This is a genomic window from Christensenella massiliensis (genome assembly GCF_040409835.1).
GTDB classification, from domain to species: domain Bacteria; phylum Bacillota; class Clostridia; order Christensenellales; family Christensenellaceae; genus Christensenella; species Christensenella massiliensis.
Window position 1 is genome coordinate 621986 of the sequence record NZ_CP117826.1, and the last position, 21776, is coordinate 643761.

The window sequence follows — 21776 nt, forward strand, 5'->3', positions numbered from 1 at the left end:
CCTTGATCCCTTTTTGTCACATTTTCTATAGGATAGGCCTGGCCGGTTTTTTTATTTTTCTGTCTGGACATACGTAACATAAAAGCTGTCTTCATTTTGACTGTAATAATTGATCACATAGATCTCTCCAACATTCACCCCCGGCATGATACGTTCTGTTTTCGAATATTCCATCAGGGACAGCTCATCAGAAGAGATCGTATATTCCATGATCGCTACCTGATAATCCTCTGTCACGCCCTCATAGGAGTAGGTTGTAAAATACAGGATATCGCTTCCCGCATCAAATCCAATACTTGGGCTCTCTCCCTCGCCGATCCCCTGAAACACATCCCGCTTCTCTCCGGTCGCCAGATTTGTGACCGTGATATTAAACGTGACGGAGCTCCCCTCTTCCTCTGCCTCTACGACCGGCACGACTGCCGCTATATGATTGCCGTCCGGCGATACGGCAAAGTCGATCCCATCAGCGACTTTACGCCGTTCCTCCGCGGCGGTGTCAACAGCATATATTTCTCCGGCCGTTTTATCTGCAAAGTAAATACTTCCGTTCACAAGAGTTATTTTGCTGTCGGTGCCCGGCATATCTCCGCCAATCGCTTCGACCCGCTCCCCTCCCTCTCGTGAAAAATCATATTTCACAAGCTGCAGGGAGCTCGTTCCCTCCGCCGCGCCCACTCCGGACATTGCATAAATAACAGGCCTTTCAGCATCCCACGCAAAGGAAGTTGTGATCGTGCCCAGTCCTTCTTCTCCAAGATTATGCAGGATATTGTCCTGCATATCGTAAACATAGAGCACTTTGTTTTCAATACCGGAATCCAATATCCCAATATAGCGTCCATCAGCCGAGACCGCAGCTTTCTCTATCCCATAAAAGTCCGGAAGCTCAAACTGCGTCTTTTTGCCGTTCGTCTCAATCATCCACAGCCGTTCTTTCAATACCTGCTCCGTGTCTTCACCGCTGTTCGGTACATAAGAACGCGCATAAATGATATTTCCCTGAACCGTTGTGCAAAGATAGCGTCCGTTTTCTACCAATACCGGCAATACTGCAGGCATTCCATCTTTCAAAACAACCGGCTCTTCTTTTACCGATTCCGTATCTGCATCTTTATTATAAGCCGGAAGCCCATCCGTGCTCATTGTGAATACATAAGCCTTTTTAGCGGGCACCGCACTTGCGATCTTCAGGTCGATCTCCTCAGCCAGCTTTTGTGCCGAAGTCTCATCCCGCAGAGGTGCGGAAACCAAAGTAACATCGGTAAGCCCCTCACACATCGTGGGTGTCAGACCCGCATCTTCCGGGATCAGCCCCTGCTCATACGCTTCATAGGCGTTCAGACCTACAAAATAGGCCTCTCGCGCTCCCTGTTCGTCCGGTGACAAGGTGATGACCAGTTTGTCGTCTTCTTCGCTCAATACAGCCTTCGCATTATTATTCAGCTGAAAAAATACGGAAAGCTTTTTCTCTCCCTCCGAATGGATCGCACTGAATAATCCATATAAAATACTGTTGTCGTAAGTCTCGTTATTTTCCACATAATCCCAATAACCAACAGAAAGGTCTACCTGCAAACGGTAAGGAGAAGACAACAGCTTTACACTGTATCCCGGTACAGCGGAAAGCTTGGATTCATCTACTCCCGATAGCCTTGAGCCGTTTAGGAAATACATCGTAATAACTGTATTTTCTCCCTGCTGTTCCACATTGATATCTTTTAGATTTACCGCGTCTCCTAAAGAGGGATCCCCGCCTGTCACAGTTCCAGCGACCTGCTTTTCGGTTTGCGGCTCACTCGGCGTTTGCTGCCCCTCCTGTGCGCACGAAACAAAAAGACAAGCCGCCGCAAGCAAAATCATTAAAATGCAGCTGAACTTTTTTTGCATAGAATCTATCCTTAAATCCTTTTCATATCTTCCGCATATTCTGCGATCTTCGCTTTTACTTCGTCTATGTCTGCAAAGGAAAATGTTCCGTTTTCATAGATGATATCGCCGCCCACCATAGTCATGCATACGTCCGCATCGCTGCCTGCATATACGACAAGGGATACCGGGTCATAATCCGGTGTATACCGTATTCCATCCGTACGCAGCATAATAATATCGGCATTTTTGCCCGCTTCGATCACGCCGCTTTCGAGGCCTAACGCTTCCGCTCCGCCGCGTGTGGCCATCTTCAGCGCCTGTACTGCAGGCATCACTTTCGGATCGTAGGTCGTTCCTTTTTGGAGAAAAGAGGCATACGTCATTTCTTCCATCATAGAAAGCTTATTGTTGGACGATGCTCCGTCTGTTCCAAAAGTCACGCTGATCCCCTTTTCCATCATTTTGGAAAGCGGAGCGATCCCGCTTGCAAGCTTCAAATTGCTTTTCGGACAGGATAATACCGTGCCTCCATGTTCCGCCATCAGTTCCATATCATGTTCACTCACCCATACGCAATGCGCAGCATAAAACGGAACATCCAGCAGTCCGACGCTTTTGCAAAGCTCAATCGGCGTCATGCCCTGCTCCTGCACACAATTTTCATGTTCTCCTCTTGTTTCTGATATGTGCATGTGAACGCCTGTTCCAAGCTTTTTTGCTTTTTCCGCTATCTTTTCCAGCATGCTGTTTTCTACTGTATATTGGGCATGAGGCGACATGAATACACGCAGTCTCCCCTTCCCGTCATATTTATGGAACAGTTCTTCACTCTCATCCAGCATCCGCTCGCCTACGCCCGGGGCAGGCGTAACGACCGCGCGGGACAAAAACGCCCGCAGTCCGCTCTCTTGAGCCGCTTTTGCTATGGAATCAATAAAAAAATACATCTCATTGAATGCGACCGTTCCAGATGCGGCAAGCTCGCACATAGCCGCCATACTGGCCCAGTAGGCGCTTTCTTCCGTCAAGCGGTCCTCGGCAGGAAAAATCCGTGTATTCAGCCATGTCATCAGGTCAAGGTCATCGGCATACGACCGGAAAAGATTCATGGGAACATGCGTATGCATATTTACAAAGCCGGGCATCACAATATTCCCATGTGCATCGATCACGCGCTGCGCTTCAAAGTCCGGCGCATGTTCCGCAGCCCCGGCATAAGCGATTTTTCCGTTTGCTACTTGCACAACCGCATTTTTTATTACATCGCCTGTATCGCTATTGGTGATAATTACCGCGTTCCGAATTTCTATCATATCATCAGTCTCCATATAAATATTTATGCTGCTCCGGGGTAAGTACGTCGACCGATCCTCCCAGCGCGTTCAATTTCCGGACCGCCACGCTGTAATCGATGTCCTCCGGCAGATTCATCAGCCCCGGCTTCATAGAAGCATAATGATCCCGAATATATTTCTGCGCCAAAAATTGCAGCGCGAAGCTCATATCCATGATTTCCGCCGGATGTCCGTCGCCCGACGCTAAATTAACGAGGCGTCCTCCCGCGATGACATTGAGCACTCTCCCGTCCGTCTGGATGTAACCCTCTACGTTATTCCGCATTTCGATCACTTTTTCGCTGGTTGCCGCAAGTTCCGCAACGTTGACCTCGCAATCAAAATGTCCGGCGTTTGCAAGAAGCACGCCGTCTTTCATCTGATCAAAATGCCGTTTCACAATCACATCTTCGCAGCCCGTGACCGTCACGAACACATCCCCAAGCGCCGCTGCCTCATCCATGCTCATTACATCAAAGCCGTCCATTAATGCTTCGACCGCTTTGATATGGTCTACCTCCGTTACGATCACACGCGCGCCGAGTGCTGCCGCCCGCTTTGCTACGCCCTTGCCGCACCAGCCGTATCCGGCGACTACGACACGTTTTCCTGCGACGATCAGGTTCGTTGTCCGCATAATACCGTCCCAGACAGATTGCCCTGTTCCATAACGGTTATCGAACAAATATTTACATTGCGCGTCATTGACCGGAATCACAGGGATTTTGAGTTCTCCCGCTTTTTCCATTGCCTTGAGACGCAACACCCCCGTAGTCGTTTCTTCGCTCGCGCCGATCACGTTCTCAAGCAACTCCGGGAACTCTCTGTGCAGCATCGTGATCACATCGCCGCCGTCATCTACGATTAAATTTGGCTTTGCCGCAAGCGCACTTTTGATATGTGCTTCATACTGCTCCATCGTTTCACCGTGAATCGCATATACATCTGCGCCCCCCTCAACGAGCGCCGCCACTACATCATCCTGCGTGGAGAGTGGATTGGAGGCACATGCCGCGACTTTTGCCCCGCATGCCTGAAGCACTTGGATCAAATAGGCTGTCTTCGCCTCAAGGTGACAGCATACGCAAAGCTGATAGCCTTCGAAAGGCTTTTGGGAAGCGAATTCCTCCCGGAAGCTGCTTAAGACCGGCATATACCGTTTGACCCATTCTATCTTTTGTTTTCCCGCCGGTGCAAGTTTTATATCTCTGATATCACTCATTTCAAATTACCAACCAATTCCTTCAAATATTGTGTGAAGTCATCCCGCAGGTCGTCTCTGTCAAGAGCAAATTCGCAGGTCGCCTTCAAAAAACCAAGCTTATCTCCCACATCATACCGTTTTCCCTCGAATTCGTATGCATAAACGTCTTCTTCGCCGTTCAGTCTTTTGATCGCATCTGTCAGTTGTATCTCGCCGCCCTTTCCCGGCGGTGTATTTTCGATCGCCTCAAAGATACCGGGGGTGAGCACATATCTTCCAAGAATGGCAATATCGGACGGCGCATGTTCCGGCCCCGGCTTTTCAACAAGATCTGTGACACGGTGCAGCCGTCCGGTTTTATCGTCCGTTGCGATCACTCCATATTTGTCCGTGTCCATAATATCTACCTTCTGTACGCCAAGGACCGTTGTTCCGCATTTTTCATAAGCGTCCATAAGCTGCCGCAGTGCCGGTGCTTGTCCCTTTACCACGTCGTCGCCCAAAATCACGCCAAACGGTTCATTGCCAATGAAATCTTTGGCTGTCAGTATTGCATGTCCGAGGCCAAGAGGCTCCTTTTGCCGCACATACATCATGTTTACCATGTGCGCAATATCCTCCACAAGCTGCAGAAGCTCTGTTTTGTTCTTTTTCGTCAATTCAAGCTCAAGCTCGATCGACTTATCGAAATGATCTTCGATCGCACGTTTACTGCGTCCTGTAATGATAACGATGCTCTCTATTCCGCTCGCGACCGCTTCTTCAACAATATATTGTATCGTCGGCTTGTCTACGATGGGAAGCATTTCTTTCGGCTGAGCTTTTGTTGCCGGCAAAAAGCGCGTTCCAAGCCCTGCCGCGGGAATCACGGCTTTCCTAATTTTCATGTTCGAGCCCTCCATAGTATTCATCCAGCATTTCCTGCATTCTTTCTTTCACATATCTGCACAGCATAACAGTCTGCCGCGGTGCTTTTACCCCTTCCGTCCCCGGTACGTCTTTCAAATAAACCGGTTTTCCGACGATCAGCTTTACTTTCTTAGGCTTTGGAAATACAAACACCATCGGCAGCACGGGCACGTCGTTTTTTACGGCAAAATGAAACGCCCCATTTTTAAAGGAACGCAGCTCGCGTGAATAAGGCGCGATCTCTCCCTCCGGATACATATGAACTTTCCGCGTCGTATGCTGAAGCACATGATTCATCTGCTCGGAGAAATGCTCGAAATTTTTTATATCCGACGGTAACGGAACACCTCGCAGGACCCGCACCAAGCCGCCAATGATGAATGCCTCAAAATTGTGTTTTAGAGCGACAAAATAGGGTGCGCTTGGATAAAATACGTAGGTCAGCATGGGAGAATCCATATTGTGCACATGATTCGCTACTGTGATCGCCGCCGTTTTCTTTACGAGCTTTGCATTTTTCTTTCCGATCACGCCGAAGCCCCAGCGTATCTTGAAAAACAAATAGCCAAAAGGCATTCCGACAAACATCGCAAAATAATATAAAAAACGCAGGCCCCAGTTTTTCGTCACATACTGATAATCTTCATCAAGGTGCAATTTAATAGGCGCCCACATCCGTTCTGCCGGGCCCTTTCTTCGCCGCTTGCCATTTTCGCGTAATTTTTCCAGTTCTGTTTTCGGCTCGCTGTGCTCTTGTCTATTCAAATCTTCCTCTTCTGGTTTCAAAAACGTTATTCTCCTATTATTTTGATCAATACGCGTTTTTTCCGCTTCCCGTCAAATTCGCCGTAAAAAATCTGCTCCCACGTTCCAAAATCAAGCCACCCGTCCGTAACCGCGACAACGACTTCCCTGCCCATGACCGTCCGTTTCATGTGGGCATCTGCATTGTCCTCATAACCGTTATGTGCATATTGGCTATATGGTTTTTCCGGCGCCAGCCGCTCCAGCCACTTTTCAAAATCAGCATGGAGTCCGCTTTCATCGTCGTTAATAAAAACGCTTGCTGTGATATTCATGGCATTCACAAGACACAGTCCTTCCCGAACGCCGCTTTCCTTCAGCGCCTGTTCTACCTGAGGCGTGATATTGACAAATTGCCTGCGCTGAGGCAAATCGAATTCCAATACGCTGCGATAACTTTTCATTTTTTCATCTCCTTATTGCCAGATATTATATTATACCATAGCGTATACCATAGCGCAAAACGATTTCATTGAAAAAGCGCTCCTGCCTAAAGGCCGAAGCGCTTCTTGCCGCAGCTTATTTATTTTTCATTTTCCGGATCATTTTCTTCCTGCTTCTGCCGGTCGGCTTTCGCTTCTTCTATCTTTTTTTCTTCCGCGATGACTGCCTCTCCTTCCGCCGCAAGCTCCTCGACTTCATCGGCGATCTCGTCGACCCGTGCTTCGATCCGCTCCACGATCGCCGCTTCTTCGTCTGTCATTCCGATCATATTGCAGTCAAATTTTCTTCTGTCGAGTGTAACAGAAAAATAGAGCGCACACATGAGAGTGCAGATGATCCCTATCGCGATCATGAACATATACTGATAAATATAGGCCGTTTGGATCGTTCCCAACGTATCCAGCATAGACTGCATCTGTGTCATGATGTTTGCGATGAGCAGAACCGTCAAAACCGCAGAAACCATCAGGCTGACAAGCGAGACCAGATTAACCGCCCTGCGGCTGCTGCTGTCCCACTGTACGATCAGGGCGATGGAGGATACAACAAACACCACATAGGGAATATAGGTGGCGAAATAGGCAACTCCTTGTTCGGTCGTGGTGAAGCTCGAAACCTGAACCAGATTCCCGAAAAAGCCTGCGCTCGCAAGCATGGCCAAAAGGAAAGCGCCCCATACGAATATTTTTGCAAAAAATTCGCGTTTGTTTTTCAGCAATAATACCATCAGCATGAGGACTACAATGCAGGCGACCATCATGCCGCCGTACAGGTACAAATAATAGAGTATCATTTGAATTCCAAGCGTCATTCCGGAAGCGGCGGCAGCTTCATGCATATATCCTCCGAATCCCGTGAAGAAAACTGCGCAGGCCGCCAGAATGATAATGGCTAAAATAATAAATGGTGCTCTTTTCGTTCTATTTACTGTCGTTTCCATATTCTTACCTTTCTATTTTTTCTTGTTGTCCTTTTCCCGAAGCTCTACCCTGCGGATCTTTCCGCTTATCGTCTTCGGCAGTTCTGTTACAAATTCGATTTCCCTCGGATATTTATAAGGAGCCGTCGTCTTTTTCACATGGTTCTGCAATTCCTTTTTCAACTCTTCAGACGGCTGGTAGCCCTCTGCCAAAACGATCGTTGCTTTAACGATCTGTCCCCTTTCCGGGTGCGGAACTCCCGTGATGGCGGTCTCCAATACGGCAGGATGCTCCATCAGTGCGCTTTCCACTTCGAACGGGCCAATACGGTATCCCGATGATTTGATCACATCATCCGCGCGTCCAACATACCAGAAATAACCGTCTTCATCTTTCCAAGCCACGTCTCCCGTATGATATACGCCATAGTTCCATACGCTCTGCGTTCGTTCCTCATCGCGGTAATATCCAAGAAACATTCCCGTAGGGACTTCCTTATCTGTATATACCACGATCTCCCCCGTTTCTCCGGGTGCACAGGAATCGCCGTTTTCATCTACGATATCAAGGTCGTACATCGCATTCGGTTTTCCCATAGAACCGGGCCGCGGCTCCATCCAGATAAAATTCCCGATCGTTACGGTAAGCTCTGTCTGCCCGTATATCTCCATCAATTTCAGGCCCGTCGCTTCCTTAAATTGATAGTAGACCTCCGGATTCAGCGGTTCTCCTGCGATCGTCGCATATTTCAGCGCTGAAAGGTCATATTTTGTAAGGTCTTCTTTGATAAAATAGCGATAGATCGTCGGCGGCGCGCAGAATGTCGTTACGCGGTATTCCTCTATCTTTTTCAGGAGCTTATCCGGTACAAATTTATCCATATCGTACACAAAAATGCACGTTTCCGCGAGCCATTGCCCATAAAGCTTTCCCCATGCGCTTTTCGCCCACCCGGTATCTGCAACGGTAAGATGCAGCCCCTCCGGGTCGGCATTATGCCAATAGACCGCAGTCACGATATGCCCGAGCGGATAGGTGAAATTATGCGCGACCATTTTCGGCATCCCAGTCGTTCCCGACGTGAAGTATAACAGCATAATATCATCATTATGCGTAGCTTCATCGCCTTGTGGGCGTGGAAAATCCTGCCCATACCGTTCCATTTCTTCCCAAAATTCGAGCCAGCCTTCCCTTTTTTCCCCTACAATAACTTTTTTCTCAAGCGTAGGCGACTCCGCCTCCGCGTCCTCCACATGCTCCTTGAGCTCGCCGTCTTTCGTACAGACGATCATTTTAACGTCCGCTGCATTATTACGGTAGACGATATCCTTTTTCGTCAAAAGATGCGTGGCGGGGATCGCAATCGCTCCTAATTTATGCAGTGCAATGATCGAGATCCAAAATTCATAATGCCTCTTTAAAATAAGCATTACTTTGTCGCCTTTTCCGATTCCCTCTCCCCGGAAAAAATTAGCAGCCTGATTGGAAAGCCTACTGATATCCGCGAACGTAAACGTCCGTTCCTCATCCGCATCATTCGTCCACAGGAGCGCACGTTTATCCGGTTTTTCGTGTGCAAGCACATCGACTACGTCAAAGCCAAAATTAAAATTTTCGGGAACGATCGTTTTGTAATTCTTTGCAAAATCTTCATAGCTGGTAAAGCCTGTCGTACTGAATTTTTCGTATATCCTCATATTTGCCCTCACTTTGAAATGATCGCCAAAAATTTACAGGGTCTCCCATCTTCCGCCCGCATCGCGTGCGGAGTGGAAGCGTCAAAATACACGGTATCGCCCTCGTTCAGCCGTATCTCTGCGTCATGGATGAAAATGGTCATGCTTCCCTCCACAACATAGTTCATTTCCTGTCCCTCATGTGCATTTTTCTTGACGGCATCCGTATCCTTCGGCTCTACCGTTACGAGAAAAGGCTCCATCGCTCTTTCTTTGAAGATGGGCGCCAAATGCTGATATTTATAGGCTTTGCGCCGCTCCATTTTCAGTCCTTCGCCTTTTCTTACCAAAGTAAAGGTCTTAAGCTTGGCATTATCTCCTGTCAGAAGCTCTGTAATGTCTACGCCGAAGCGGTTCGCCAGCGTATACAGAAAGCTGAACGAAAAATCCTTTTCTCCCGACTCATACTCGCGGTATTCGTCTACTGTTTTTCCGGTAAGCTCAGCCATTTCTTCAATGCTGATCTCTTCGATCTCCCGCAGGACACTGATCCTCTGTGCGATCTCTTTGATTTCATTCATTTTTAAAACTCCTATCTGAAAAAGGAAAACCCCGTTTAAAAGCGCGGGGTATTCCTATGCTGTCTCATTTTTTAATTGATCTCGACCGCTTCGCTCTGGAAAACGACAATGATGCCGTTCTGATCCCAGATGAGGTCGTCTCCCGTCAGGTTTTGAAATTTCTTTCCATAAGCCTCTTTTACTTCGTCCGGCTGTCCGTCCGACTTTGAGGTATCGAACATAAGGAATCCATAGACCTTATCGGGCCAGTCTTCTCCTACTGTAAATTCCGCTTTCAGGTTATCGCCTTCCTTTGTTACTTTCTGCTGCTCAATGCGCGTTCCGTCGGAATTGAGAACGCTGATAATGCCGTTTGTTCCATCCATCAGATTCGTTTCTCCGGAAACGACCAGTTTCCCATCCACGAGTTCCGCCGTGCAGGAACCCGTCACTTCAAATGTCGTCTCTGAATCCGCCTCCGGCCGCGCGATCTGCTGCGCGCCGCCGCAGCCAGTAAAGACAACGGCCGCCGCTATTACAATAACAAATAGTACGATCAGTTTTTTCTTCATCTTCTTTGATATATGCCCCTTTCGCCGGGCCGCATCTGCCGTGACTGCTTTTTCAAATTTGGTCCGGCCGCAGACCCGATTCTTTTAGTATATTAAAAACCGCTCCGGATGTAAAGAGTTTTACCGCCCGTTTCCATCCAAATTTGCATACAGCTATTTTAAACAGCTTTTTGCAATACGCAGCATTCCTCCTCTCCAAAATTTCCCGGTATCCCACGCACGCATAAAATCAAAGGTACATCTTCTTCCCCACGTGGCGAATGACACATCCATTTTTTCCTCCTGCGTTTTGAAGCCGGTCAGATTGAACCAATGCCATTCAAATTCGTCAAATGCAGCGTCCGCGTGCTTCAGCATCAGATACATAACGGGTACGCCGTATGAAATGGCCTCCTGTACGAATCTTCCCGCTTGTTTGACGTCCGCATGTCCGTCAAGCTTTTCTAATGCCAGATCGACCCCGGCGGCATGCGCATATTTCAAAAACATTCTTTCAAATTTATCGATACTGGTCAGGCCGCCGATCCCCGGATGGATATAGCGGAACATTTTTTCGAAAAACCTCAAAAAATCGTCTTTGCTCACACGCTCCGGATCGAACGGATATAATCCGGTCAGCGCGGGGAACGTCTTTGCCGCAGAAATACATTGCTCGCATGCGCATACCGCCGAACAGCCTCCAAGCTTCATCATGTGATGTGTATGCCAGTTCTGGTCTCCGCCGTAATAGCTTCCATCGATTTTAAAAAATGCAAGTTCCTTTTCCATAGTATTTATTATAACATACATTGACAAACATAGTCAGATAGATGAAAATAGAAGAAATAAGCCAATCATTAGTAGGAGTGACACCCATGAACAACGATCTGAAAATCGCAAATTCTATAACACCGGAGCCTATCGCCAAAATCGCTGAGACGCTGGGGATCCCGGACGATGTATTGCTGCCTTACGGCAAAAACATCGCCAAGGTAGAGCTTTCCTATCTGGAGCAGCTTGAAAAATCGAAGCAGCCGGGACGTTTGATCCTCGTTACAGCAATCAACCCCACCCCTGCGGGCGAAGGGAAAACGACCGTTTCGATCGGCCTTGCGGATGGTCTTGCGCGCAGCGGCAGAAAAACGTGCCTTGCTCTGCGCGAGCCCTCTCTCGGGCCTGTATTCGGTATCAAAGGAGGCGCGACGGGGGGCGGATATGCGCAGGCTATTCCGATGGAAGATATCAATCTGCATTTTACAGGAGATATCCATGCGATAACGACTGCCAACAATCTATTGTGTGCAATGATCGATAATCATATTTATCATGGTAATCTGCTGCGGCTCGATATAAAAAGCATTACCTTCAAGCGCTGTATGGACATGAACGACCGCGCCCTGCGCAACATCGTCTGCGGCCTTGGCGAACGTACCGACGGTATTCCGCGTCAGGACGGCTTCGATATATCGGCTGCTTCCGAGATCATGGCCGTTTTGTGTCTTGCCTCTGGTTTAGACGATTTGCGCCGGCGGCTCGACCGTATCACGATCGGTTACAATTTAGACGGAGAGCCGGTTTTCGCAAAGGATATCGGTGCAGGCGGCGCCATGGCCGTCATTCTCAAGGAAGCGATCAAGCCGAATCTTGTACAAACCCTTGAACATACGCCTATCTTTATGCATGGCGGTCCCTTTGCCAATATTGCGCATGGCTGCAACAGCATTATTGCTACAAGGATGGCGAATCATCTCGCTGATTACACCGTGACCGAGGCGGGGTTCGGCGCAGACCTCGGCGCAGAAAAGTTCCTCGATATCAAGTGCCGCGCCGCTGATCTTTGGCCGGATGCCGTCGTTCTTGTCGCTACGGCGCGCGCACTGAAATATCACGGTGGCGTTCCTCGCGAAAGCTTGACAGAGGAGAATGTGGAAGCGCTCGCAAAAGGCGCTGCTAATCTTCGCCGTCATATAGATACATTGAAAAATATCTATGGTCTGCCCGTTGTAGTTGCAGTCAACCGTTTTCTGTCCGACACAGATGCAGAACTGGAAGAGATCTGCAGGCAGGCGCATTCCGCAGGTGTAAAGGCTGTGATATGCGATGTATGGGCCAAGGGCGGCGAAGGCGCGCTTGAGCTTGCAGATGCAGTCGTCGATTCTATGCTCACTCACTCTTCGCCCAGCCATCCATACGATTATGCCGCGCCGCTTATGCAGAAAATCACCGATGTCGCCACAAGGATCTACGGAGCGGAGCGCGTCGATTTCTCTAAAGCAGCTCTCCGCAAGCTTCAAATGTATGAAGCACAGGGTTATTCTAATCTTCCGATCTGTATTGCCAAGACTCAATATTCGTTTTCTGACGACCCGAAAAAGCTCGGTGCTCCGGAAGCTTTTGTGATGGAGGTGCGTGATGTGACGCTGAACTCCGGCGCTGGTTTTATCGTAGCGTTGTGCGGAACGATCATGCGCATGCCCGGGTTACCCAAACGGCCTGCCGCAGAAGCGATCGGCTTTGATGAAGCGGGCGAAATAGTTGGGCTCTTTTAGCTATGTTGGTACTATTCCAAATAAAAACACCGCAAATAAAAACACCGCCTAAGCGGTGTTTTTATTTGCTGTCTATTGGGCAAGCGCCCGTTCCAAAACTGCTTCGATCTGTTCCGGAGTCGTAGTCGGCTCGAAGCGCTCGAGCACCGTTCCGTCCCTGCCGATCAAAAACTTTGTAAAATTCCATTTGATATCACTATTTTTGTCATAATCCTCGTCATCCGCGCGTAGGATCTCGTCTAACTTTGCGGCGATCGGATGCGCCATGTCAAAGCCGCCAAAGCCCTTTTGCTCTTTTAAATATTGATAAAGCGGTTCCTCGTTTTCCCCATTCACTTCGATCTTAGCCATCATAGGGAACGTTACGCCAAAATTAAGGGAACAGAACTCCTGTATCTCCTCATTCGTTCCCGGATCTTGTCCTGCAAATTGATTACATGGAAAGCCTAAGATCATAAATCCCTTATCGCGGTACTTTTTATAGAGCATTTCCAGCCCCTCAAACTGCGGCGTAAAACCGCATTTGCTCGCCGTGTTGACAATCAGCAGCAGCTCTCCGGAATAATCCTTTAAAGGCTGCGGTTCTCCGTTCATTTTCTTTACGGTAAAGTCATAGATGTTCATTCGCTCACTCCATTCCTGATACTATCATTTTTATTTATTGATACCATTCGGAACGAACTGCGAAACCAGATTTTATCAAAGCGGCAGAAATTTTTCTGCTCATATCATGCTGTTCAGGCAGAGTACTCACGCAATGATCGAAAGAACGATGCCAATGCCCGAACAGACCGGGGCCCTCTTGAGACCTGCCGCACCCGCGATCACTCCAGCGCCTGCAAATGCAAGTCCCAGCCATAAAAGCTCCGGGATCATGATCAGAAAGGAAAACGCTCCTAACGCAAGCACCAATATAGCCGAAAGCTTCTTATGCACGCTTTTCTTCCTCCGGCTCAAAATTTTCAAAGACGAGCGCATCGGCAAAGAAAAGCGCTTGCTTTGCCTCGTACTCTGTTCGAATCGTCCATGCAAAAACAGGCAAGCCCTTTTTTCTCAGTCTTTTCAGAATAGTCTCCCGCAGACCTTGCTTCTCATAGTTGATAAAATTAGGCCTGCAAAGGACATTAGACAAAAGATGCCGCAGACCCCATCGCTGCCATAAAGGGATCGCTTCCGCTCCCTCCGTAAAGGTCGCGGAAAGCTGTCCTCTCAATATCTCCGGCGCATGTTTATAAAACCAGCGGATAGAAAACGGCGAAAAAGACTGAACCGCATATTTCCCATGATAGTCTTTCATCTGTTTATATACGTCTACCTCAAGCATTCCGGCTCTTCCCGTATTCTTCAATTCAATCAGCAGAGGCGTTTTCCCATTTACCAATTCCAGTACTTCCTCTAAAAACGGAATACACTCCCCGCTCTTATTCAACCGCAAAGCTCTAAGCTCCTCTGCCGTCATATCCTCTATTTTCCCGCGCGTTCCCGTCATACGTTCTAAATCATCGTCATGAAAAACCATGATCCTTCCGTCTTTCGACCGGTGAACGTCAAGCTCAATGGCATATCCGTTCTGCATGGCCCGGCGAAAAGCCGCCAACGAATTCTCCGGCGCTTCCTGTGAATGAAGTCCACGGTGCGCATAGTCAAAATCTGCCAGCCACGAATCTGTCGGCCGGCCGGCTGTCATGAACCGATAAAGAGCAAAAAATCCCGCAACTACAACTGCCGCTAAAATGATCCAAAACATATCCAAATTCTCCCGCGCTCTATTGTATCATACTTTTGATTTTTTGCTACAGAAAAGTTATAATAAATATGAGGTGGATTTGATGGGAAAAGCAGGTTTGATTTTGGAAGGCGGCGGCATGCGCGGCTCTTATACTGCAGGCGTATTGGACGCATTTTTAGATATAGGGCTTCACATGCAGGACATCATCGGCGTATCTGCCGGCGCCGCAAACGGTATCTCTTATATTTCTGAGCAGCGCGGCAGAAACCTTACTATATACAATACCTGCATCAACCGCAAATATCTGAGTACATGGAATTTTCTGACTACCGGTTCTTTTTTCGGCATGAAATATGTTTTCTATGAAGTGACACGTAATATCATCCCATTTGATTACGATAGGTTCAAAAATTCCAAAAAACGGCTTACGATAGTCGCCACAAACGTGGAGGATGGAAAACCGTTTTATAAACAGCTTACCGATCTGGAGCAGGATGCGGATATGAAATATCTTTGTGCGACGGCCGCTATCCCCATGGCTTCCACCATCGTAAAGGTAGAGGGCCATAAGCTCATGGACGGCGGAGCTTCTGATTCTATTCCAATCGAATATTCTCTTGCGAAAGGCAACGCCAAGAATATCATCGTGCTGACCAGATGCGAAGGCTTCCGGCATCAGAAAAGCAGGTTTAGCTGGTTTCCCTACCTGCGTTACCCTGCTCACAGGGCATTCGCACACACGGTCGCCACACGCTGGCAATACTACAACAAGAGCATCGAGATCGCACAGCAGCAGGAACGGGCGGGAAACGCTCTCATCATTCGTCCTACCAAGCCAATCATCGCGGGCCGTATGGAAAAGGATCCTGCGAAACTGTCTGCGCAGTATCAGGTCGGCTATGACGACGCTATGGCAATGCGCGATAAGCTGCTTGCTTTTGCCGACGGCCTCGAAAATGTGGAGCTGCGCAAATAGCGGCTCTTTTCTGAACAGTTTATGAATTTTCTCAAAAAAGACTGTTCAATCATGAAATATCAGGGTATATAATAGATAAAAGCTTTCATTCTCTTACAGACACTCATTTTGCCCGGAGGATACACCATGAAACGATGGAATGCCGTGCTGTGCGCCGTATTGCTTCCTGTTCTGTTGGTTTCCGCGTCCTGCGGTACTGTTTTATCAAAAGACAAACTTCTGGAGATCATACCGGAAGACATAAATACCCTGAACGCCTCCCACTTCATCTATGCGGAGGAAAGGAACTTCACGGTTTCACCGGGAATGCTTGAAAATTTGCACGAATGGCTCTTAGAGCTTGATGTGGAACGGAAAGAAAAATTCAAGGACGGCGAGTATCCGGGGCAAACCATAGACGGCGGCGAAAGCTATGATTTCAGGACGCCGGACGGCATGACGCTTTTTTCATTTCAGGATTTGGGCCCGGATGAGCGCTATCTCGTTCTCGACGGCGAATGGTATCGGCTGCGCGGCGCTTCGTCTCCGCCCGTTCAGGAGCATGAAGGCTCCGAATCCCCGGCGGCTAGGCGTCCAATGGTCATGGTGGACGGCGCGCTCTATTTGGATACAGGCAGGGAAAGCCCGATGGGCGCTTCCGCGGCGATATCGGGCGAGATATGCTCTTCTACCGGCGTCACGGAGCTTCCAACGGAAAACGGGCAAAGCAATTTTGGCTTTGTCGGAAGCAGATATGTCCTCGAAGATGAAACGCTTTACGTCAATATGGACGGCAAATGGATCATTTTTGAACAGGAAGCGCAGCAGGACAAACCTCCGATGCTCATGGTAGACGGCATTCTCTACCGCAGCACCGGACGCGGGAGCGCCGTCCATAACCGCTGCGGAACTTTGGACGGCGAGATCACTTCTTCCGTAGACGGTGCAAAGCTTCCCGCTGAAAACGGCCAGTCCAATTTCGGTACCGGCTTCGGATATCAGTTCGGCTCGAACGATACGATAGAGGTCTATATGCCGGAGGGGGAGGACTGCTTTCGCTGGATCATTTTTGAACCATACTCAAAGTGAGGGAAAAGATCGTGAGAAAATTTTTTCTGCTGGCCGTCTCCGTTGGTCTTCTTTTGCTGCTTACAGGCTGCCAATCTGCTTTTTCACTCTCCCCTGCGGAGGTGCAGTCGGTCGATGTTTTTACGGGAAGCGTTCCCGCTGCGGCGGTACGAAAAACAGTTTCGCACGAAGAGGATATCAAACGGCTCACTGAAGCAGTCAATCAAATCAAATTTCTTGGAAGCGCTTCCCAAGCGGACGAGGTTGCGGGCGGGATCGGCCTGCATTTTCGGTTCCATTTAACGGGCGGAACAGATATCGTTATTTCCATTGGCGGCAACGGCTCTCTTCTGCGAAAGGACGGCAAGCTGTATTCTATCACTCCCATATCATACGATGTATTATGGGAAAGCCTTGATTATGAGGAAATACCTGTTTCAGAATCTGAACTTCCGGTTGTTTCCTGACCGATACATAAGGAGGCCGCCAAATGCCCCGAAAGCATTTCCTTCAGGCTATTTTCGCCGCCATTATTTTACTGGTTGAATTTTTGCTCTGCCGTTTTATTCTGTTTGATTGGCATGGCATGAAGGATTTTCCGCTTTTGCTGTTTCTTTTCGGTATGGGAGTGATTTTCCTTTCCCTCCCGTCCGTCTCTCATGCCATACGGTTTTCCGTACCCATTGGCTATGCTGTCGGTTTTTTCTCAGGTATCCTGTTCCATTCTTATGGAACGGACCCCGGCGGTGGAAGAACAGACAATCTATGGCTTATTTGGGGTGCGGTATATCTCGTCTGCATTTTAGCGGGAATTGTCCTTGAGATCCTATATCGCCGCAGACACAAGGCACGGGCCGCCCGTTCTGCGGAAAAGAAAAACCGGCATTAAGCAATACCGGTTTTGCATTCCTTTTATTTCCGTTCATTTGCCGCGGCCTTTTCCGCCTGCTGCTTTTTCAAATTCTCGAACGCGCTGTAGATCATCAGCTTGATTCGGTTCAGCTGATTGACCTCCGACGCACCGGGGTCATAATCGACCGCGACAATATTCGCCTGCGGATATTTATTTCTGATCCCCCGTATCATTCCCTTGCCGACTACATGATTCGGCAGGCAAGCGAACGGCTGTACACAGATGATATTTGGCGTTCCCTCTTCGATGAGACTCAGCATCTCGGCCGTCAGGAACCAACCCTCGCCCGTGCAGTTCCCGCAGGAAATCATCTCCTCCGCCCGTTCCGCAAGGTGTTGTATTTTCGGATACGGCTCATAATATTTGCTCTTGCGCAGCGCACGCTGGATTGGGTTTCTAAACCAATTTACCAGCCATATTCCAAACATGGCGGCCTTATAAACGCCTTTGGATTTTCCCATTTCCTCATGCTTGAACTTGCAGCTATACAGGCTGTAGGTGAAGAACTCCATCAGCGCTGGCATCACGGCTTCTCCGCCCTCCCGCTCGATCACTTCAATCGCATGGTTGTTCGCATCCGGGTGATATTTCACTAATATTTCTCCAACGATACCAACTTTAGGCTTCACCTCGCCCGTGCGTTCTATCGCTTCAAAATCCCGTACCATTTGTTTGGCCGCCCTGCGGTAACCAAAATAGCGGGTATGCTCTACGATATCCTGTACTTTCTTCACCCATTTATCAAACAGAGCGTCTGTCTCCCCTTTATTTTTTTCATACGGCCGCGTTGCCAGCAATAATTTTTGCAGCAGGTCGCCCAACGGGATCGCGAGTAAAAGACGCATCGCAAGCCCGGCGGTAAAGCGGAAGCCCGGGTTTTTTTCGAGTCCTGAAAAATTGATCGACACCACGACGACCTGCGGGAACCCCGCTTCTTTCAGCGCCTTGCGCAAAAACGCGAGATAGTTGGACGCGCGGCAGCCTCCGCCCGTCTGCGTCAGCATGATGACCGTATTGTCCGGATCGAGCTTCCCGGTCAGGAACGCATTCACAAGCTGTCCTACTACGATGATCGTAGGGTAACACGCGTCGTTATTCACATATTTTAAGCCAACGTCGATATCCTCTTTCGTGACCTCCGTAAGGACCTTAAAATGATACCCCGTCGGGTCGAACGCCTGCTTTAAAAATTGGAATTGCAGCGGCGCCATCTGTGGGCATACGATCGTTCCTTTTTCCCGCATCTCTTTTGTAAAAATACGGCGGTGCCATACGGCATTTCTTTTTTCCTGCTTCGGCTGCTCGCGTTCCTCTTCCCGCTTCTCCTTTAACGCGGCGATGAGTGAACGTATTCTGATTTTCGCCGCGCCGAGGTTACTGATCTCGTCGATCTTCAGCAGCGTATATATTTTTCCTGCCGCCGTGATGATCTCCTGCACCTGATCGGTCGTGATCGCGTCAAGACCGCAGCCAAAAGAATTGAGCTGCACAAGCTGAAGACAGTCGTAACGTCCAACTGCCGCCGCAGCTTCATAAAGACGCGTGTGGAACGCCCACTGGTCCATCACGCGGATTGGCCTCTCTAAATGCCCGAGATGAGCAACGCTGTCCTCTGTCAGTACCGCAAGTCCATATCCAGTGATAAGCGATGGGATTCCATGATTGATCTCCGCATCCACATGATAGGGCCGCCCTGCAAGCACAATGCCCGTATTTCCGGTCTCCTCGAGCCATTTGATGGTCTTTTCGCCCTGTTCCCTCATATCCTGCTTGAAAGCGTCAAGAGCGGCGTATGCAGCCTCTGCTGCCTCCTTTGCCTGCTGCTCCGTGATTCCATATTTCCCGAATTCCTTCATGATCTTCTGCGGCATGAAGTCCGGTTCATCGAGAGCTACAAAGAAGTTGATAAATTCGATCCCTTGTTCCTGAAGAACATCCATATTATTTTTGATGACTTCAGGATACGAGGTCACGATCGGACAATTGTAATGATTATTGGTATTGTCAAACTCCTTGCGTTCAAACGGAACGCAGGGATAGAAGATACGTTTGACGCCCTTTTCCGCGAGATTCTCTATGTGCCCGTGTATCAGTTTGGCCGGATAGCATACCGTATCCGAAGAAATGGTCTCCATTCCCTTTTCAAACATGGAATGACTGGACGGATCGGAAAGTACAACACGGAACCCGAGTTTCGTAAACATCGTATGCCAAAACGGGTAATTTTCATAAATATTCAAGGCGCGCGGTATGCCGACCGTTCCGTTGACTGCTTCTTCCTCGCTCAAGGAGGTATAGTCGAACACCCGTTTCAATTTATACTCAAACAGATTCGGCATATCGTTTTTTCGTATGATACCGCTCCCTTTTTCGCAGCGGTTTCCCGATATGAATTTCCTTCCGTCCTCAAACGTCGTAATGGTCAGCATGCAGCGGTTCTCGCATTTACCGCACCGTGCAAAGCTTCCTTTATAGGTAAACCGTTCCAACTCTTCCGCAGACAAAATACCCGAGCGCTTGCCAGCCATTTCCTTTTTGGCAAGCAGCGCCGCGCCGAATGCTCCCATGAGCTCTGCAATGTCCGGCCGCACAACTTCACGGCCGAGCTCAAGCTCAAAAGAGCGCAGGATAGCGTCATTTTTAAAAGTACCGCCCTGCACCACGATATTTTTTCCAAGATCAGCCGGGTCTTTTACTTTGATGACCTTATATAGCGCGTTTTTCACGACCGAATAGGAAAGCCCGGCTGAAATATCCCCAACCGTAGCGCCTTCTTTTTGCGCCTGCTTTACCCTGCTGTTCATAAACACAGTACATCTTGTTCCAAGGTCTACTGGATTCTGCGCCCGCAGCGCCTCCTGCGCAAATTCCTGAATCGGTATTCCCAAGGAATAAGCGAACGTCTGCAAAAAGCTTCCGCAGCCGGAAGAGCAGGCTTCATTCAGCATGATCCCGTCCACTACTCCATTTTTAATCCGCAGGCATTTCATATCCTGTCCGCCAATGTCGATGATCAGATCGACGTCCTTGTTGAAAAATTCCGCCGCTTTATAATGCGCCATTGTCTCGATCTCTCCAAGATCGAGCTTCAATGCTTCTTTGATGATCGCTTCCCCATATCCCGTTACGCATGCGCCTGCAATATAGGCATGTTTGGGCAGCTTACGGTAAATATCACGAACGATCTCTACCGCTGAATCGAGCGGGCTTCCCTCGTTCGAATGATAATGGGAGTACAATATCCTGCTTTTATCATCGATCAATACCGCTTTGATCGTCGTACTGCCGGCGTCGAGGCCTAAATAGCATTCTCCTGCCGCAGCCTTGAGCTCTGAACGCTCAGCATTCCTTTGTGCATGCCGTTGCTGAAAAGCGTCAAATTCCTCCTGATTTTTGAACAGAGGCCGCAATCTGCGCGTTTCATGCTCTCCATCGCCCGCGTTCTCCAGCATGCTGGGCAAATCGCTGATTTGAAATTCCCGCCCTTCCGCCATAAGAGCTGAACCAAGCGCTACGAACAGATGCGAATTCTCCGGGTGAATGATCGCCTCGCCCTGCAGCTTTAGGGTTTCAATAAAACGCTGTCTCAATTCTGTCAGATAATGCAGCGGCCCGCCCAAAAACGCCACATTGCCGCGTATCGGTCTTCCACATGCAAGGCCCGATATCGTCTGATTTACGACAGACTGAAAAATAGAAGCCGCAATATCTTCCTTGGCTGCCCCCTCATTGATCAACGGCTGAACATCTGTTTTTGCAAATACACCGCAGCGTGCCGCAATCGGATAAAGCGTTTGATAGCCCTTGGCAAGCTCATTCAGTCCCATAGGGTCCGTATTGAGCAAGGTCGCCATCTGGTCAATAAAAGCACCTGTGCCGCCTGCGCACGTTCCATTCATTCTCTGCTCAAGCGACGGCTTCATATAAGTAATTTTAGCGTCTTCTCCGCCCAGCTCCAATACAACATCTGCCTGCGGAATATATTTTTGCGTCGCCCGTGCCCCGGCAACGACCTCTTGGATAAAAGGCAATCCTAAAAGATTGGCCACCGAAAGTCCTCCGGAACCTGTAATGGCTGACGTTACCGTATATTCCCCGCATTCCTCCGCGATTTCTTTAAAAAGGTTTAAAAGCTCTCCCCGTACATCTGAAAAATGTCTTCTGTATCTTTCAAACAAAATTTGGTCATTATCATCAATTAAAACGATCTTGATCGTTGTTGAGCCAATATCAAGGCCTAATCTATATCCTGCCATAACTACCTCCCGCTGAGAAAATATTATAGCAA

The 21776-nt window shown here is 48.8% G+C and carries 20 protein-coding genes; 5 read left to right on the forward strand and 15 right to left on the reverse strand.

Annotated elements, in window-relative coordinates:
- Positions 1 to 51: 51 nt before the first annotated feature.
- The 11 genes from PUP29_RS03005 to PUP29_RS03055 all read right to left on the reverse strand — a co-directional run bounded on the left by PUP29_RS03005 (position 52) and on the right by PUP29_RS03055 (position 11063).
- The gene (locus tag PUP29_RS03005; protein WP_079547306.1) at positions 52 to 1890 is read right to left on the reverse strand and encodes a hypothetical protein; all 1839 of its coding nucleotides are present in this window, start codon (positions 1888 to 1890) and stop codon (positions 52 to 54) included.
- Positions 1891 to 1901: 11 nt separating this feature from the next.
- Positions 1902 to 3185, reverse strand: coding sequence for an amidohydrolase (locus PUP29_RS03010; protein WP_353423814.1), 1284 nt, complete (start codon positions 3183 to 3185; stop codon positions 1902 to 1904).
- Positions 3186 to 3189: 4 nt separating this feature from the next.
- The gene (locus PUP29_RS03015) at positions 3190 to 4428 is read right to left on the reverse strand and encodes an adenosylhomocysteinase (RefSeq protein WP_079547304.1); all 1239 of its coding nucleotides are present in this window, start codon (positions 4426 to 4428) and stop codon (positions 3190 to 3192) included.
- Positions 4425 to 5297, reverse strand: a complete 873-nt coding sequence (gene galU / locus PUP29_RS03020) for a UTP--glucose-1-phosphate uridylyltransferase GalU (protein WP_079547303.1) — start codon at positions 5295 to 5297, stop codon at positions 4425 to 4427. The genes PUP29_RS03015 and galU overlap by 4 nt, the downstream gene beginning before the upstream one ends.
- Positions 5287 to 6084 carry a lysophospholipid acyltransferase family protein gene (locus PUP29_RS03025; protein ID WP_353423815.1) on the reverse strand — a complete coding sequence of 266 codons (798 nt, stop codon included), beginning with the start codon at positions 6082 to 6084 and terminating at the stop codon, positions 5287 to 5289. The genes galU and PUP29_RS03025 overlap by 11 nt, the downstream gene beginning before the upstream one ends.
- 26 nt (positions 6085 to 6110) lie before the next feature.
- Positions 6111 to 6527, reverse strand: a complete 417-nt coding sequence (locus tag PUP29_RS03030; protein WP_353423816.1) for a secondary thiamine-phosphate synthase enzyme YjbQ — start codon at positions 6525 to 6527, stop codon at positions 6111 to 6113.
- 119 nt (positions 6528 to 6646) lie between these two features.
- A complete protein-coding gene (locus tag PUP29_RS03035; RefSeq protein ID WP_353423817.1) occupies positions 6647 to 7507 on the reverse strand; it encodes a hypothetical protein in 861 nt (286 codons plus the stop codon).
- Positions 7508 to 7519: 12 nt separating this feature from the next.
- The gene (locus PUP29_RS03040; protein ID WP_079547873.1) at positions 7520 to 9178 is read right to left on the reverse strand and encodes an AMP-binding protein; all 1659 of its coding nucleotides are present in this window, start codon (positions 9176 to 9178) and stop codon (positions 7520 to 7522) included.
- 14 nt (positions 9179 to 9192) lie between these two features.
- Positions 9193 to 9744 carry a helix-turn-helix domain-containing protein gene (locus tag PUP29_RS03045; protein ID WP_079547299.1) on the reverse strand — a complete coding sequence of 184 codons (552 nt, stop codon included), beginning with the start codon at positions 9742 to 9744 and terminating at the stop codon, positions 9193 to 9195.
- Between the two features lie 71 nt (positions 9745 to 9815).
- Complete coding sequence (locus PUP29_RS03050; RefSeq protein WP_079547298.1) at positions 9816 to 10295, reverse strand: hypothetical protein; 480 nt, start codon at positions 10293 to 10295, stop codon at positions 9816 to 9818.
- Between the two features lie 153 nt (positions 10296 to 10448).
- Entirely contained in the window at positions 10449 to 11063 is a 615-nt protein-coding gene (locus PUP29_RS03055; protein WP_079547297.1) for a hypothetical protein, read from the reverse strand.
- Positions 11064 to 11149: 86 nt separating this feature from the next.
- Here PUP29_RS03055 and PUP29_RS03060 point away from each other — a divergent pair, with 86 nt between their 5' ends.
- Entirely contained in the window at positions 11150 to 12823 is a 1674-nt protein-coding gene (locus PUP29_RS03060; protein WP_353423818.1) for a formate--tetrahydrofolate ligase, read from the forward strand.
- 72 nt (positions 12824 to 12895) lie between these two features.
- Here PUP29_RS03060 and PUP29_RS03065 read toward each other — a convergent pair whose 3' ends face one another.
- The 3 genes from PUP29_RS03065 to PUP29_RS03075 all read right to left on the reverse strand — a co-directional run bounded on the left by PUP29_RS03065 (position 12896) and on the right by PUP29_RS03075 (position 14570).
- Positions 12896 to 13447, reverse strand: a complete 552-nt coding sequence (locus PUP29_RS03065) for a glutathione peroxidase (RefSeq protein WP_079547295.1) — start codon at positions 13445 to 13447, stop codon at positions 12896 to 12898.
- A 126-nt stretch (positions 13448 to 13573) separates the two neighbouring features.
- Positions 13574 to 13759 carry a hypothetical protein gene (locus PUP29_RS03070; RefSeq protein WP_353423820.1) on the reverse strand — a complete coding sequence of 62 codons (186 nt, stop codon included), beginning with the start codon at positions 13757 to 13759 and terminating at the stop codon, positions 13574 to 13576.
- Complete coding sequence (locus PUP29_RS03075; RefSeq protein WP_353423821.1) at positions 13752 to 14570, reverse strand: glycerophosphodiester phosphodiesterase family protein; 819 nt, start codon at positions 14568 to 14570, stop codon at positions 13752 to 13754. The genes PUP29_RS03070 and PUP29_RS03075 overlap by 8 nt, the downstream gene beginning before the upstream one ends.
- An 82-nt stretch (positions 14571 to 14652) precedes the next feature.
- Here PUP29_RS03075 and PUP29_RS03080 point away from each other — a divergent pair, with 82 nt between their 5' ends.
- The 4 genes from PUP29_RS03080 to PUP29_RS03095 all read left to right on the forward strand — a co-directional run bounded on the left by PUP29_RS03080 (position 14653) and on the right by PUP29_RS03095 (position 17464).
- Complete coding sequence (locus PUP29_RS03080; RefSeq protein ID WP_353423823.1) at positions 14653 to 15528, forward strand: patatin-like phospholipase family protein; 876 nt, start codon at positions 14653 to 14655, stop codon at positions 15526 to 15528.
- A gap of 126 nt (positions 15529 to 15654) precedes the next feature.
- Positions 15655 to 16596, forward strand: a complete 942-nt coding sequence (locus PUP29_RS03085; RefSeq protein WP_353423825.1) for a hypothetical protein — start codon at positions 15655 to 15657, stop codon at positions 16594 to 16596.
- A gap of 11 nt (positions 16597 to 16607) precedes the next feature.
- Positions 16608 to 17042, forward strand: a complete 435-nt coding sequence (locus PUP29_RS03090) for a hypothetical protein (RefSeq protein ID WP_353423827.1) — start codon at positions 16608 to 16610, stop codon at positions 17040 to 17042.
- A gap of 23 nt (positions 17043 to 17065) precedes the next feature.
- Entirely contained in the window at positions 17066 to 17464 is a 399-nt protein-coding gene (locus PUP29_RS03095) for a hypothetical protein (protein WP_353423828.1), read from the forward strand.
- Between the two features lie 23 nt (positions 17465 to 17487).
- Here the strand turns inward: PUP29_RS03095 and PUP29_RS03100 are convergent, their stop codons facing one another.
- Positions 17488 to 21744 carry an acyl-CoA dehydratase activase-related protein gene (locus PUP29_RS03100; protein ID WP_353423829.1) on the reverse strand — a complete coding sequence of 1419 codons (4257 nt, stop codon included), beginning with the start codon at positions 21742 to 21744 and terminating at the stop codon, positions 17488 to 17490.
- Positions 21745 to 21776 lie beyond the last annotated feature (32 nt).